Here is a 13,650-nt window from a genome sequence, read left to right on the forward strand (position 1 = left end):
ACGCCGAGCATCTGGGCCAGGAACTCCTGGGTGAGGGGGAACTCGTCCGAGCCCACCCGGTCGTGGGTGAGCAGCATCCAGCGGGCGCAGCGCTCCTCGATCGAGTGGAGGCCGTTGCAGGCCACCTGCTGTCCGATCTGGGTGACGAAGGCCTGGGTGTAGCGATGGACGAGCCAGGTGAGCTCTCTCCCCTCGGAGACCTTGGCGGCGAAGGTCTCGGCGTCCATGACCAGGGCGTCACCCGGCACCTGGCACTGCACGTACTCCCGAGGGTTGAAGGTGTTGATCCCCCAGGAGACAGACAGGCCGACCAGCCCCTCGTTGCCGATGGTGGCGATCTCGACTCCTGCGGTGTCCTCGACCAGGTTGAGCAGCGACGCCACCGCCGTGAGTGGGAAGTAGACGTAGTCGATGCGCTTGCCCGGCTCGAACAGCAGCTCCTTCAGCTCCAGCCGCACCTGCTCGAAATGGGGAGCCAGGTCGGCCTGCTCGCCAGGAGACAGGGAGTCGAGAAGTCGGTTGCCGGGAGGAATGGTGGCGGGTCCTTCTGACGACATGGTCGCTACCTCGCCTGTGTGCAGGCGCCTGACCGGGGGTCGATCGACCCGGAATCGGTCACGATCAGGCGGTGGGCAGCCCGATTCAGCCTGCCTGCGCGAACGTTGCGTCGATCAGCCATGAGCCTGACCGGGGTTGGTGACCCAGGCGAAGGCCTCGGCCAGGTCCAAGATCTCCTTGGCCCCGACCACCTCGTTGCCTTGGGCTAGCAGCTGTCCGAGAATCGCGTTCCTCACCTGGGCCTCCAGCAGGTGCGACCCGACAGCCAGCTCTCGTACCTCTGCTGCGGTTGGCTCGTCAAACATGGTCCACGACCCGCCACCAGCTCCGATCAAGGCAATCCGGCCGGACGTTCACTACTCCCCGGTCGGTCCTCGGCCACTGCGAGAGCCTGCTCCATCGAGCCTCAGGGATCCGCTTCATGCTGCTGTCCCCCACTCAAACGCGACAAACCGAGGGGATGGGCGATTTGACCTGCTGCTAACCCTCTTCAGCGGCTCGAACCTCGGCCGCCACCCACCTCAATTTACCACGACCGTACGCTAGCGTACATAGCGGATCGTGCCCGGGCTCACCCCAGGAGCCGGTCGAATACCTCTCGCACGACGTGATAGCACTCGCAGGACGTGCTCTCGAGTCCTTGGCGGTCGGTGATAGTGACCCAACCCCGGCGGAAACGAATGAAGCCGGCCTGCTGGAAGGCACCGGAGACCACGGTCACCGAGGCCCGGCGAACCCCGAGCATTTGGGAGAGGAACTCCTGCGTGAGCGGGAACTCGTCGACACCGACCCGGTCATGGGTGAGCAGCAGCCATCGGGCACAGCGCTCCTCGACCGAGTGCAGGCTGTTGCAGGCCACCTGCTGGGCGATCTGGCTGAACAAGGCCTGGGTGTAGAGGTGGACCAGCTCGGTCAGCTCGCCGGGCTGGGACATCCTCGAGGTGAAGATGTCGACGTCCATGACCAGGGCCTCGCCCGGCACCTGGGCCTGGATGAGCTCACGGGGATTGAGCATGGTGACTCCCCACGAGACGGGCACACCGACCAGTCCCTCGTTGCCCACGGTGGCAATCTCGACCCCCGAGGTGTCCTCCATGACGCTGAGCAGCGACACCACCGCAGTGAGTGGGAAGTAGACGCGGTCGAAGCGCTTGCCCTGCTCGAAAAGGAGCTCCTTCATCTCCAGATCGACCTTCTCGAGATACGGAGCCAGGCCAGCTTGATCTGCTGGGGGCAGCGCGTCGAGGAGCCGGTTGCCCGGCGGGATGGTGGCAGATCTTCCTTTGGCCATGGTGCTACCTCGCCTGAATAACAGGGAGCGTGGCTGGGACCGGCACGACCCATTGCCGCGTGGTCCGCCGTGCCCGCCCCAGCGGTGTAAGACCCGACTCGCCCGTTCGCACTGCCATCTTCCAGTCCTCAACCATGCTCACGTTAGGTCCGGGGTAGATCCTACGCCGTCTGAGCAGCGCTAACCACCCGGGACGTGGAGGTGGCTCTACCCCGCCCGGCGGGGGGACTGGTCGGCTTGGCGAATCCTTGGCGCCCGACCAGCGATATCCGAAGTGGGCCCGCGCACCCCGGGTGGACTCGCCGTCAGAGGTCGAAGACGCGCCGGGCGTTGCCCGAGAGGAACAGCTCGGTCGCCTCGTCGTCCAGACCGAGCGTGTCGAGCTTGGCCAGCGCCCGCTCGGGCGTGATCATCGGAAAGTTGGAGCCGAACAACACCTTGCGCCGGCCGTGGCCCCGTAGGTACTCCGCCAGCTCGGGGGGATAGCGGTGGGACACATAGGCGGAAGTGTCGATGTACACGTTGGGGTACTTGGTCGCCACGGCGACCATCTCGGTGGTCCACGGGTAGCCGATGTGCCCACCCACGATGACCAGCTCGGGAAACTCGAGGGCGACGTCGTCGAGGTACGGGATGGGGCGACCGGTCTCCGACGTCCGCAGGGGCCCGGTGTGGCCCACCTGGGTGCAGAAGGGGATGCCCAGCTCCACGCACTCGGTGTAGAGCGGGTAGTAGCGCCGGTCGTTGGGCGGAAGCCCCCACAGCCACGGCACGACGCGCAACGCCCGGAAGCCGAGGTCGCGCACGGCGCGGCGCAGCTCCCGCACGGCGGCAACGGGCTGGCGGAGATCGACGGAGGCCACGCCGACGAACCGGTCGGGATAGCGAGCGACGAAGCCGGCCACTTCGTCATTCGTGATCAGCGGGCCGTCCGGTCCGTACCAGGCCGAGATGAGCCCACGCTCGACCGAGGCCTGGTCCATCGCCGCCACGGTGAGCTCGAGCGGAAGATCCTCGACGGGGATCTCGGTCCCCGCCCATCGTCGCAGTGACTCGAACATGTCGTGCGCGAGGAAGCGGGGTGTCGGGTGCTGCATCCAGGCGTCGATCACCACGGCAGCGGTCAGACCGTGGCGGTCAGCCCGCCGGCGTCAGCGGGCCCGAGGGGGCCTCCCGGACGACGCCCTCCTCCCGGGCGACGTGGGCCACGGCCTCGGCAACCTTGGCGACGACCGACTTGTTGAACACCGACGGCACGATGTAGCTGGGTTCGAGCTCCTCGGGCGGCACGGTGGAAGCGATGGCCTCGGCGGCCGCCAGCTTCATGGCTTCAGTGATGGCGGTGGCCCCGGCGTCAAGGGCACCCCTGAAGATGCCGGGGAAGCACAGGACGTTGTTGATCTGGTTGGGGTAGTCGCTGCGCCCCGTCGCCACCACGGCGGCGATGCCCTCGGCCTCCTCCGGTGCGATCTCCGGATCCGGGTTGGCCAGGGCGAAGACGATTGGGGCGCCGGCCATGGCCGTCAGCTGCTCTCGGGTCACCAGCCCTGGCCCGCTGACCCCGACGAAGACGTCGGCCCCGGCCAGCACCTCGCCCATCGATCCCTTGCGGCGATCGGGATTCGTGTTCTCGCCCATCCACATCTTGGACAGGTCGGTGTCCCCGCGGCCGGCGTAGATGGCGCCCTTGCGGTCCACGCCGATGATGCAGGGCACCCCCGCCTCGGAGAGGATCTTGGCGACCGCCACGCCAGCCGCTCCGGCCCCGCCGATGACGACGGTCAGGTTTGCCATCTCCTTGCCGACGACCTGGAGGGCATTGCGCAAGGCGGCAAGCACGACGACCGCGGTGCCGTGCTGGTCGTCGTGGAAGACGGGGATGTCGAGGCTGGCCTTGAGCCGCTCTTCGACCTCGAAGCAGCGGGGCGCGGCCACGTCCTCGAGGTTGATGCCGCCGTAGACGGGCTCGAGGCGCTCGACCGCCTCCACCAGCGCGTCCGCCGAGTCCGCCCGGAGACAGACGGGCCAGGCGTCGATGCCGGCGAACTCCTTGAAGAGCATGGCCTTGCCCTCCATCACCGGGAGGGCGGCGTGGGGCCCGATGTTGCCGAGCCCCAGCACGGCCGTCCCGTCCGTGACGACGGCAACCGAGTTGGCCTTGATCGTGTAGCGGTGGACCTCGGGGGGATTGTCGGCGATGGACAGGCAGACCCGGGCCACGCCCGGGGTGTAGGCCATCGAGAGATCGTCGCGTGTGGCCAGCGGCGACTTGGACGCCACCTCGATCTTGCCGTCCACGTGCATGCGGAACGTGCGGTCCAGCACGCTGTGGATGGTCACCTCACCCATGGCCTCGATGGCCTTGGTGATCCGGGCCACGTGCTCGTCGTCGATCGCCAGCACCGTGATGTCCCTCACCATGCGGTCATCGGCGACATCGATCATGTCGAGGCCCAGGATGTTCCCCCCGGCCTCGCCGATTGCCGTGGTCAGACGGCCGAGGGCTCCGGGAGAGTGCTTGAGCGAGACGCGGATCGACACCGAATACGACACATTGGGTGCGCCCATGGGCCGCGAAGGTACAGCCCCACCAGCGAGGCGGCCAACAATCGGCGGCCCGTCGCCCGGCCGCCACCGGGTCGTCGAGCTGCCGGTCGAGCTGGTCGGACCTCTCGAGGGCCCTCCGCTCAGGCCTCCTCGTACTCGGTGCGGTCGAGGCAGTCGCGGATCTCCGAGGCCCGGAAGCGCCGATGCCCTCCCAGAGTGCGGATGGCCGTCAGCTTGCCGGCCCGCGCCCAGCGGGTGACGGTCTTCGGGTTGACACGAAACAATGTCGCCACCTCGCCCGGCGTGAGCAGTGCATCGGGCTGGCCCTGATCGGCGGAGCTCCCGTCTCGGGTAGGTGTGGTCTGAGGATTGTTCGGCATGGAGTTCCCTTCAGGGTCCGGTTTCTACCTTGAAGGTACGACACGACCGATTGTTGGTCGATAGACCAAGCGGACCATCTCTGGCCGCCGAAGCGACTAGTTCCTGGCCAGGGACGGTCTCGGGGCCCGTCGGCGGCCGTGCCTGACGGGGGTACCCTGGCCGCGGGTGCAGCTCTTCGACCGACTCGCCGGCGATGGCCATGAGGAAGTCGTGTTTTGCCACGATGAGGCGACCGGTCTGCGGGCGATCATCGCCGTGCACTCAACCCGGCTGGGACCGGCGCTCGGGGGCGTCCGCTTCCGTCCCTACGCCACCGAGGACGAGGCCCTGGCGGACGTGCTCGCCCTGTCCAGGGCCATGACGTACAAGGCGGCGGCCGCGGGGCTCGACCTCGGTGGCGGCAAGGCGGTGATCCTCGGTGACCCCGCCCGGATCAAGACCGAGGCCCTGTTGCAGGCCTACGCCCGTTACCTGGAGGGCCTCGGCGGTCGCTACCTGACCGCCGAGGACGTCGGCACGACGCAGGCCGACATGGACCTGATGCGCCGGGAGACCAGGTACGTGACGGGCACCAGCCGGTCGCTGGGCGGTTCGGGGGACCCGTCGGCAGCCACCGCCGTGGGTGTGCTCCAGGCCATGCTGGCCCTGGCCACCAAGCTGTGGGGCTCGCCCAGCCTGCGGGGCCGGCGCGTCGTCGTGAGTGGGGTGGGCAAGGTCGGGCTGGCACTGGCCCGTCACCTGGTGGACGAAGGCGCGGTCGTCGTTGCCAGCGATGTCGACAGTGTCGCCCTCGAGCGCGCCACGAAGATTCTCGGGCTGTCGTCGGCACCGCCCGAGCGCGCCCACGCCGTCGAGTGCGACATCTTCTCGCCGTGTGCGCTCGGTGCGGTTCTCACCCCCGAGCGGATCGCTGAGCTGCGCTGCCAGGCCATCGTCGGGGCAGCGAACAACCAGCTGGCCGAGCCCCGAAGCGTCCGGCTGCTGGCCGATGCCGGCATCACCTACGTGCCCGACTTCGTCGCCAACGCGGGAGGGATCATCAACATCTCCCACGAGCTCGTCGGCTACCGCCCGGACCGGGCCAACGCCGCGGTGCGCAGGATTTTCGACACCGCGATGGCGGTGCTGACCGAGGCGACGGCCGCAGGAGCGAGCACGACCGAGGTGGCCGAAGCGATGGCTCGGCGCCGGCTGACGGGGTACGGTCGGCCCGGGCCCGCGCCGGCGGCGCGAGCCACCGTCACAGGGGGGTGATGGCCTCTGTCCTCGATCGCTGAGCCGGCCCGTTCGACGAGCCCGGAGGAACTGGCCGCGCTTCACATCCACGACCGGCACAGCGAGCTCGGCCTGACCGACGCCGACCTCCTCGGGATGTACCGCACCATCCTCCTGGCCCGGGTGCTCGACCAGAAGACCTGGGCCCTCAACCGTATGGGCAAAGCCCCCTTCGTGGTGAGCTCGCAGGGCCACGAGGGGGCCCAGGTCGGCTCGGCCTGGACGATCCGCGCCGGCGTCGACCCGGTCCTGCCCTATTACCGCGACCTCGGCGTCGTGCTCGCCCTGGGGATGACCCCCTACGAGGTGCTCCTCGGCGTCTTCGCCCGCCCCGACGACCCGTGCTCGGGCGGACGCCAGATGCCCAATCACTGGGGCCACGCCGGCCGGCGGATCATCAGCGGCTCGTCGCCCATCGCCACCCATCTCCCCCACGCCGTCGGCATGGCCCTGGCTGCAAAGCTGGAGGGCCGAGACGAGGTGGTGATGTGCTACTTCGGCGACGGGGCCGCCTCCAAAGGTGACTTCCACGAGTCGCTGAACTTCGCCGGCATCCACCAGCTGCCGGTCGTGTTCGTCTGCGAGAACAACGGCTACGCCATCTCCGTCCCCCTCTCCAAGGAGTCGGCCGTCGAGAACATCGCCGAGCATGCCCACTCGTACCGGCTCACCGGCGTGATCGTGGACGGCAACGATCCCATCGACGTCTACGCCGCAACCCACTCCGCCATCCGCCGGGCCCGGAAGGGCGAGGGCGCAGCCCTGGTCGAGTGCAAGACCTACCGCTACCTCGGGCACACCTCCGACGACGACGACCGCAGCTACCGCACCCCGGCGGAGGTCGAGCTGTGGCGCAAGAAGGACCCCCTGGTGCGGATGCGCCAGTACCTCATCGAGCAGCGCCTTCTGTCCGAGCAGCGGGAGGAGGAGCTCGAGGCGGAGGTCAAGGCCGAGGTCGAGGAGGCGGCCCAGCGGGCCGAGGAGGCAGCGGCGTGCGAGCCGGCGGCCGCCTTCACCAAGGTGTGGGCCCGCCCCCTCCGCCCGACGCCCGGTGTACCCGTCGAGCTGGCCGAGCCCGTCGCTCCGAGGCCGCACCACCCCTCACCCGCAGGGCCGGGGCCGGAGCGAACGGTCGTCGACGCCCTCCGTGTGGCCCAGCACGACCTGCTCGCCGCCGACGAGCGCGTGATGATCCTGGGCGAGGACGTCGGGCCGCGGGGCGGCGTCTTCCGGGCAACCGAGGGGCTCCACGCCACGTTCGGGGAGGCCCGGGTGATGGACACGCCGCTGGCCGAGTCCTCGATCGTCGGCATCGGGATCGGGCTGGCGCTGGCCGGTCGCCGGCCGATCGCCGAGATCCAGTTCGCCGACTTCATCCACTCGGCGTTCGACCAGATCGTGAGCGAGGCCGCCAAGCTCCACTACCGCTCCGACGGCGCCTTCGGCGTGCCCCTGGTGATCAGGGCGCCGTGGGGCGGCGGGGTCCACGGCGCCCTCTATCACTCCCAGGCCATCGAGGCCTTTTACGGCCACGTCGCCGGGCTCAAGGTCGTCGTGCCCTCGACGCCCGCAGACGTGGCCGGGATGCTCAGGGAGGCGGTGGCCGATCCCGACCCCGTGCTCTTCCTCGAGCACAAGAAGACCTACCGCCTGATCAAGGGGCCGGTACCCGAGGGTGACTGGACCGTTCCCATCGGGGTGGCGGAGGTGGCCAGGGAGGGCCGCGATCTGGCCATCGTCACCTACGGGTTGCACCGCCACCTGGCCCTCGAGGCGGCCGAGGCCCTGGCCGGCGAGGCCGCCATCGAGGTGGTCGACCTGCGCACCATCAACCCCCTCGACCGGGACACGGTGCTCGACTCGGCCCGCCGCTGCGGGCGGGTGCTCGTCGTCCACGAGGACAACGTCAGCTTTGGCGTCGGCGCCGAGGTGGCGGCCCTGGTGGCGGACGAGGCCTTCTACGACCTCGACGCCCCCGTGCGCCGTCTCGCCATGGCCGACGTGCCCGCCATGCCGTACGCCGCCCCTCTCGAGCGGGCGGTGTCCATCGGCGCCGACGAGATCATCGGCGCAGCGCGGTCTCTGTTGGCCGAGTAGCGGCCAGCTACGCGCCCTCGTACTCGAAGCCGAGGTCGGTGGCGGTGACGAGAGCCCGGAAGGGGATGCCCTCGGCTTCGGCCATGGCTGCGCAGGTGCCGCCCCGGTCGACCACCGCCACCATCACGATCGGCTCGGCCCCGACCGCCCGCACGGCCCTCGCCGCCTCGACCAGCGAGGTCCCCCTGGTCACGGTGTCCTCGACCAGCACCACCCGGTCGCCGGCGTCCAGGGCGCCGGCGATGCGTCCTCCGGCCCCGTGGTCCTTGGCCTCCTTGCGGACGCTGAAGGACTTGAGCGAATGGCCGCGGAGATTGCCGACGGCAGCGGTGGCGAAGGCCACCGGGTCGGCACCCATGGTGAGACCGCCGATCGCCGTGGCCTCCTCGGGCAGCACCGACAGCATGGCGTCGACCATGAGGATCATGCCGTCGGGCCTGCACGCGGTCTGCTTCGAGTCGATGAACCAGTTGCTGCGACGCCCCGACTTGAGCACGAACTCGCCGATGCGCACGGAGTGGGCGAGCAGGTGGTCGCGGAGGGCGGCCGAGACCGACGGAGGCGGAGACGAAATCGAGCCTGGCTTCACGCGTTGCGCCGGGTCCGCGCCGCCTGCCGGTGCGCGGCGAGGCCCTCGGCTTCCATCCCCGCCACCTCGTTCACACACGCGCTCAGCTCCAGCGGGTCGAAGGGCTTGCCGAAGACATCGACGGCACCCAGGTCGAACGCCCGGGTGAGGTTGCTCGGGGTGGCTCGGGCCGACACGACCACCACCGGAGAGCCCTCGGGGCTGGACCGGAGCTGCTCGAGGACTCGCCACCCCGGCTGGCCGGGAAGGAGCAGATCCACCAGCACGACGTCGAACTGCTCCTCACGCAGGGCCACCAGGGCGGCGTCGGCGTCGCGGACAGTGACCACGTCGGCGCCGTCGCCCGCCAGCGTCTCCTCGAGGAGGCGCAGGATAACGGGCTCGTCCTCGACAACCAGCACCCTGGGCATCGGCTCAGCCTTCCATGCGGACCCGTCGCCCCCCGCCCGGCAGGATCCGACCTACGGCCAGCGCCTCCCGGCCCCGTCCTCGCAGCACATCGACAGCTCGTCCAGCGTCCTCGGCGGCCACCACAGCGACCATACCCAGCCCGAGGTTGAAGACACGGTCCATCTCCTCGTCGGGCACCCCGCCCGCCCGCTGGATCTCACCGAACACCGGCGGCACGGTCCAGGCCGAGCGGTCGACCACGGCGTCGCATCCACTCGGCAGCACCCGGGCCAGGTTGGCGGCGATCCCTCCCCCGGTGACGTGGGCGACGGCCCGAACCGCCACCTCGCGCGTCAGGGCGAGCACGGCCGGCGCATAGATCACCGACGGTTCCAGGAGCTCGTCGGCCAGGCTGTGGGTGGCGCCCGGGAAGGCGGGGTCGTCGAGCGACCGGCCCCCGACCTCGAGCAGCGCCCGCCGGGCCAGGGAGTACCCGTTGCAGCGCAGGCCCGGAGACAAGAGACCGACGAGCACGTCCCCGGGCTCGACCCGGGCCGCGCCGAGGAGCCGGTCCCGCTCGACCACCCCGACGGCGAACCCGGCCAGGTCGAAGGCGTCGGTGGCCAGCGAGCCGGGGTGCTCGGCCGTCTCCCCGCCGATGAGGGCGCAGCCCGCCTGCCGGCACCCCTCCGCGATGCCCCTCACGACGCGCTCGGCGCGCTCCGGGTCCAGCCGTCCGGTGGCCAGGTAGTCGAGCAGGAACAACGGCTCGGCCCCCTGGCACACCAGGTCGTCGACGCACATGGCCACCAGGTCGATCCCGATCGTGTCCAGCCGCCCCGTGGCCGAGGCCAGCTGGGCCTTGGTCCCGACGCCGTCGGTCGCCGCAACCAGGAGGGGCTGGCGGTAGCGATCGGTCGCCAGGGCGAAGAGACCACCGAAGCCGCCCAGATCGCCGACGACCTCGGGCCGGTAGGTCGTGCGGACCACGTCCTTGATGCGCTCCACCGCCTCGTCGCCGGCACCGATGTCGACGCCCGCCTCGGCATAGGTCAGGCCGCGGCCGCCACGGCCCGCCTGGTCAGGCCCGGAGGGCAACCTCGAGGACCTCCCTGCTGGGGACGGGCGAGATCTCGACCGGGTACTCGCCGGTGAGACACGCACTGCAGAACCCGGCCCCAGGGGCGTCGATGGCGCGCTCCAGGTTGTCGAGGGTGAGGTAGGCGATCGAATCGACACCGAGGTACTCGCCGATCTCAGGCACCGACCGCTGGGCGGCGAGCAGGCCGTCCCGGTCGGGGGTGTCGATGCCGTAGAAGCACGGCCAGGCGTAGGGCGGCGAGGACACCCGCAGGTGGATCTGCGCGGCGCCGGCGTCACGCAGCATCTCGACCATGGCTCGCGTGGTGGTTCCCCGGATCACGGAGTCGTCCACGACGATCAGCCGCTTGCCGACGATGTTCTCCCGCAGGGGGTTGAGCTTGCGGCGCACGCCGCGAGCGCGGGCCTCGGGCGTGGGGGCGATGAACGTGCGCCCGATGTAGCGGTTCTTCACCAGTCCCTGCCCGTAGGGGATGCCGCTGCGCCGGGCGTAGCCCTCTGCCGCGGGGACCCCGGACTCCGGCACACCCATGACGAGGTCGGCGTCCACCGGCGCCTGCTCGGCCAGCAGCTCGCCCATGCGCCGGCGAGCACCGTGCACCTCCTTGCCGTACAGCATGCTGTCGGGGCGGGCGAAGTACACCAGCTCGAAGATGCAGAGCTTGGGATCGATCTTCTCCGGCGGGAAGGGATTGACCGAACGGAGTCCACTCCGGTCGATCACGACCATCTCGCCGGGCTGCAGCTCCCGCACGAAGCGGGCCCCCACCACGTCGAGCGCCGGCGTCTCCGACGCCAGCACCCACCCCTCGTCCAGGCGCCCGAGGCACAGCGGGCGAAAGCCGTTGGGGTCGCGCACGCCGACCAGATGCTCTGCGTCCATGAGCACGAACGAGAAGGCTCCCTCGAGGTCGGGCAACACCTCGCTGAGCGCCGCCTCCAGCTCCCCGCCACCTCCATCGCCGGCTTCGGAGGAGAACACCCGCGAGAGCAGCTCGGCCACCAGGTCGCTGTCGCTGGCTATGACCCCCGGCAGCATGCCTGCCCGCTCGGCCAGCACGGTGGTGTTGGTGAGGTTGCCGTTGTGCCCGAGGGCGAAGCCCGCCGTGCCGACCGAGCGGTACACCGGTTGGGCGTTGCGCCAGGTGCTGGAGCCGGTCGTCGAGTACCGGGTGTGCCCGATGGCGAGGTGGCCCTCGAGCGCCGCCACGGTCCGCTCGTCGAACACGTTGGTCACCAGACCCATGTCCTTCACCACGGTGATGGTCTCGCCGTCGCTGACCGCCATCCCGGCGGACTCCTGCCCCCGGTGCTGGAGGGAGTAGAGCCCGTCGAAGGTCAGCTGGGCCACCGGCGCACCGGGCGCCCAGACGCCGAAGATCCCGCAGGCCTCTCGCAAGGAATCATCTTGGTTGCCGGACCGTGGCTGCGCCGTCGGGGACGTGAGCGGCGCCGTCTTGGCGCCCGGCTGGCGTGCCCTCACTGCTTCATTCTCCCACAGCCCCGGTCGCTCTTTGGTCAGCTGGCGATAGCCTCCTCAGCGCATGGTCGATCTCCACACCCATTCGACCGTTTCCGACGGGTCCGATCCTCCGGCGCGCATCCCCGAGCTGGCCGCCGCCGCCGGATGCAGCGCCGTGGCGCTCACCGACCACGACCGCCTGGACGGGCTGGCCGAGGCCCGAGGCCGGGCCCAGGCGCTGGGAGTGGATCTGGTGCCCGGCTGTGAGGTCTCGTGCGAGTGGGCACCGGGCACGCTGCACGTGCTCGTCTATTTCGTCGAGCCGGGCGAGGGACCGCTTCAGGACGAGCTGGCCCGGCTGCAGGCCGATCGTGACGAGCGGAACCGCCAGATGATCGACCGGCTTTCCGCCGCCGGCCTGCCCGTGACGCTCGACGAGCTGGAGGCCGAGGCCGGCGGCATGGGCGCGGGGCGGCCCCACATCGCTTCCATCCTCGTTCGCAAGGGAGTCGTGGGGTCCGTCCAGGAGGCCTTCGACCGCTACCTCGCCCGAGGCAAGCCGGGCTACGTGAGCAAGGCCCGCCTGTCGCCCCGGAAAGTGGCGGAGGAGGCGCGCCGCTCCGGAGGTGTGGCCGTGCTGGCCCATCCGCTCAGTCTGCAGCTCGACGAGCCCGGGTTGGCCTCGGCGGTGGCCGAGCTGGCCGACGCCGGCCTGGCGGGCCTCGAGGCCCGCTACGGCCGGTACTCCCCCGACGAACGGACCGGGCTCGCCGACCTGGCCCGTCGCCACGGCCTCGTCGCGACCGGTGGTTCCGACTACCACGGCACCTACAAGCCCGATCTCGCCGTCGGCACCGGGCGGGGCGATCTGTCCGTGCCCGACGACACCGTCGCCGCCTTGGCTGATCGCCGGCCCTAGGAGGCGGCGAGGCGGGCGGGCAGGGTCGAGCGCCAGGCGTGGACGACGTCGTCCAGGGCGACATCGACCAGGCCCTCGACGACGAGCCGGTCGCCTCCGGCAATGCCGAGCTCGGTGACTATCACTCCGGCCGCCCTGGCCCGGGCTGCGACCCCGTCAGGGTCCGCCGCGCACACGACCACGCGCGACGGCGACTCGGAGAAGAGCTCGGCGGCGGTGGCGATCCCCCGCACCACGACACCTGTCCCGGAACGCACCGCCATCTCCGCCAGCGCCACACCGAGCCCTCCGTCGGACACATCATGGAGGCCGTTCACGACGCCGTCGGTCACCAGCCCCACCACCACCTCGACGAGGTCGCGGTGCCCGGCGAGGCCCAGGGGCGGGAGGCGCTCGCCCGGCGGCGCGGCGTCGGGCGCGTGCTCGGCCGCCCACCGCGAGCCGGCCGGCGACGGCACCGTCTCTCCCAGGAGGACGAGGCGCTGTCCCGGCGCAAGGCTGGGACCCGGCACGGGACGCTCGAGGCGGTCGATGAGCCCGACGACGCCGACGACGGGAGTGGGGTCGATGTCGCGCCCCTGGCTCTCGTTGTAGAGGCTGACGTTGCCCCCGACGATCGGCAGGCCGAGGGCCCGGCACGCCTCGGCCAGGCCGTCGACGACCTCCGACAGCTGCCACATGACCTCGGGGTGCTCGGGGTTGCCGAAGTTGAGGCAGTCGACCACGGCCACCGGGCGGGCGCCGGCGCAGGCCACGTTGAGCGCCGACTCGGCTACCGTCATCGCCGCTCCCTGGCGGGGGTCGACGCGGCACCAGCGGCTGTTGCCGTCGGTCGACAGGGCCAGGCCCCTGCGGGTGGCGGGAAGACCCGGCGCCTTCAGGCGGAGGACGGCGGCGTCACCGCCGAGCCCCTCGACGGTGTTGAGGAACAGCTGGTGGTCGTACTGCTCGTACACCCAGGAGACGTCGCCCACGAGCGCGAGGAGATCGGCGCCGCAGTCGCGCTCCTCGGGCCTGCCTGCCGGGCCAGCGGGTGGCGC

General features: G+C 70.6%; 14 protein-coding genes. 3 read left to right on the top strand and 11 right to left on the bottom strand.

What is annotated here, in order from left to right; all coding sequences use genetic code 11:
• The 6 genes from VH112_06845 to VH112_06870 all read right to left on the bottom strand — a co-directional run.
• A partial coding sequence (locus VH112_06845; protein HEX4539948.1) for a Crp/Fnr family transcriptional regulator occupies positions 1 to 557 on the bottom strand: 557 nt, incomplete at its 3' end.
• A gap of 114 nt (positions 558 to 671) precedes the next feature.
• On the bottom strand, positions 672 to 863 hold the full coding sequence (locus VH112_06850) for a hypothetical protein (GenBank protein HEX4539949.1): 192 nt from the start codon (positions 861 to 863) through the stop codon (positions 672 to 674).
• Between the two features lie 266 nt (positions 864 to 1,129).
• The gene (locus tag VH112_06855; GenBank protein ID HEX4539950.1) at positions 1,130 to 1,849 is read right to left on the bottom strand and encodes a Crp/Fnr family transcriptional regulator; all 720 of its coding nucleotides are present in this window, start codon (positions 1,847 to 1,849) and stop codon (positions 1,130 to 1,132) included.
• A 305-nt stretch (positions 1,850 to 2,154) separates the two neighbouring features.
• On the bottom strand, positions 2,155 to 2,961 hold the full coding sequence (locus VH112_06860) for an amidohydrolase family protein (GenBank protein HEX4539951.1): 807 nt from the start codon (positions 2,959 to 2,961) through the stop codon (positions 2,155 to 2,157).
• Positions 2,962 to 2,986: 25 nt separating this feature from the next.
• Positions 2,987 to 4,417, bottom strand: a complete 1,431-nt coding sequence (locus VH112_06865; GenBank protein ID HEX4539952.1) for an NAD-dependent malic enzyme — start codon at positions 4,415 to 4,417, stop codon at positions 2,987 to 2,989.
• Between the two features lie 119 nt (positions 4,418 to 4,536).
• Entirely contained in the window at positions 4,537 to 4,776 is a 240-nt protein-coding gene (locus VH112_06870) for a BldC family transcriptional regulator (protein ID HEX4539953.1), read from the bottom strand.
• Between the two features lie 211 nt (positions 4,777 to 4,987).
• Here VH112_06870 and VH112_06875 point away from each other — a divergent pair, with 211 nt between their 5' ends.
• On the top strand, positions 4,988 to 6,031 hold the full coding sequence (locus VH112_06875) for a Glu/Leu/Phe/Val dehydrogenase dimerization domain-containing protein (GenBank protein HEX4539954.1): 1,044 nt from the start codon (positions 4,988 to 4,990) through the stop codon (positions 6,029 to 6,031).
• 117 nt (positions 6,032 to 6,148) lie between these two features.
• Positions 6,149 to 8,149 carry a dehydrogenase E1 component subunit alpha/beta gene (locus VH112_06880; GenBank protein ID HEX4539955.1) on the top strand — a complete coding sequence of 667 codons (2,001 nt, stop codon included), beginning with the start codon at positions 6,149 to 6,151 and terminating at the stop codon, positions 8,147 to 8,149.
• Positions 8,150 to 8,156: 7 nt separating this feature from the next.
• Here VH112_06880 and pyrE read toward each other — a convergent pair whose 3' ends face one another.
• The 4 genes from pyrE to purF are packed head-to-tail and all read right to left on the bottom strand — an operon-like array spanning position 8,157 to position 11,628.
• Entirely contained in the window at positions 8,157 to 8,738 is a 582-nt protein-coding gene (gene pyrE, locus VH112_06885) for an orotate phosphoribosyltransferase (GenBank protein ID HEX4539956.1), read from the bottom strand.
• A complete protein-coding gene (locus VH112_06890; GenBank protein ID HEX4539957.1) occupies positions 8,735 to 9,148 on the bottom strand; it encodes a response regulator in 414 nt (137 codons plus the stop codon). Before VH112_06890 ends, pyrE begins: the two co-directional genes overlap by 4 nt.
• A gap of 4 nt (positions 9,149 to 9,152) precedes the next feature.
• Positions 9,153 to 10,226: a phosphoribosylformylglycinamidine cyclo-ligase gene (purM, locus tag VH112_06895; GenBank protein HEX4539958.1), complete on the bottom strand. Its 1,074-nt coding sequence runs from the start codon at positions 10,224 to 10,226 to the stop codon at positions 9,153 to 9,155.
• Entirely contained in the window at positions 10,210 to 11,628 is a 1,419-nt protein-coding gene (purF, locus tag VH112_06900) for an amidophosphoribosyltransferase (protein ID HEX4539959.1), read from the bottom strand. The genes purM and purF overlap by 17 nt, the downstream gene beginning before the upstream one ends.
• A 145-nt stretch (positions 11,629 to 11,773) precedes the next feature.
• On the opposite strand from purF, the gene VH112_06905 reads away from it, so the two are divergent.
• A complete protein-coding gene (locus tag VH112_06905) occupies positions 11,774 to 12,610 on the top strand; it encodes a PHP domain-containing protein (GenBank protein ID HEX4539960.1) in 837 nt (278 codons plus the stop codon).
• Here VH112_06905 and VH112_06910 read toward each other — a convergent pair.
• Positions 12,607 to 13,650 (bottom strand): AIR synthase related protein (locus VH112_06910; protein ID HEX4539961.1); only part of this gene is annotated, 1,044 nt, incomplete at its 5' end. The genes VH112_06905 and VH112_06910 overlap by 4 nt on opposite strands.

Source organism: Acidimicrobiales bacterium, from assembly GCA_036270875.1.
GTDB lineage: Bacteria > Actinomycetota > Acidimicrobiia > Acidimicrobiales > AC-9 > AC-9.

Excerpts from the sequence above, each read along its gene's own strand:
- VH112_06850 (HEX4539949.1), bottom strand. The coding sequence starts at position 863 with ATGTTTGACGAGCCAACCGCAGCAGAGGTACGAGAGCTGGCTGTCGGG.
- VH112_06865 (HEX4539952.1), bottom strand. The coding sequence starts at position 4,417 with ATGGGCGCACCCAATGTGTCGTATTCGGTGTCGATCCGCGTCTCGCTC.
- VH112_06870 (HEX4539953.1), bottom strand. The coding sequence starts at position 4,776 with ATGCCGAACAATCCTCAGACCACACCTACCCGAGACGGGAGCTCCGCC.
- VH112_06855 (HEX4539950.1), bottom strand. The coding sequence starts at position 1,849 with ATGGCCAAAGGAAGATCTGCCACCATCCCGCCGGGCAACCGGCTCCTC.
- VH112_06890 (HEX4539957.1), bottom strand. The coding sequence starts at position 9,148 with ATGCCCAGGGTGCTGGTTGTCGAGGACGAGCCCGTTATCCTGCGCCTC.
- VH112_06905 (HEX4539960.1), top strand. The coding sequence starts at position 11,774 with ATGGTCGATCTCCACACCCATTCGACCGTTTCCGACGGGTCCGATCCT.
- VH112_06880 (HEX4539955.1), top strand. The coding sequence starts at position 6,149 with ATGTACCGCACCATCCTCCTGGCCCGGGTGCTCGACCAGAAGACCTGG.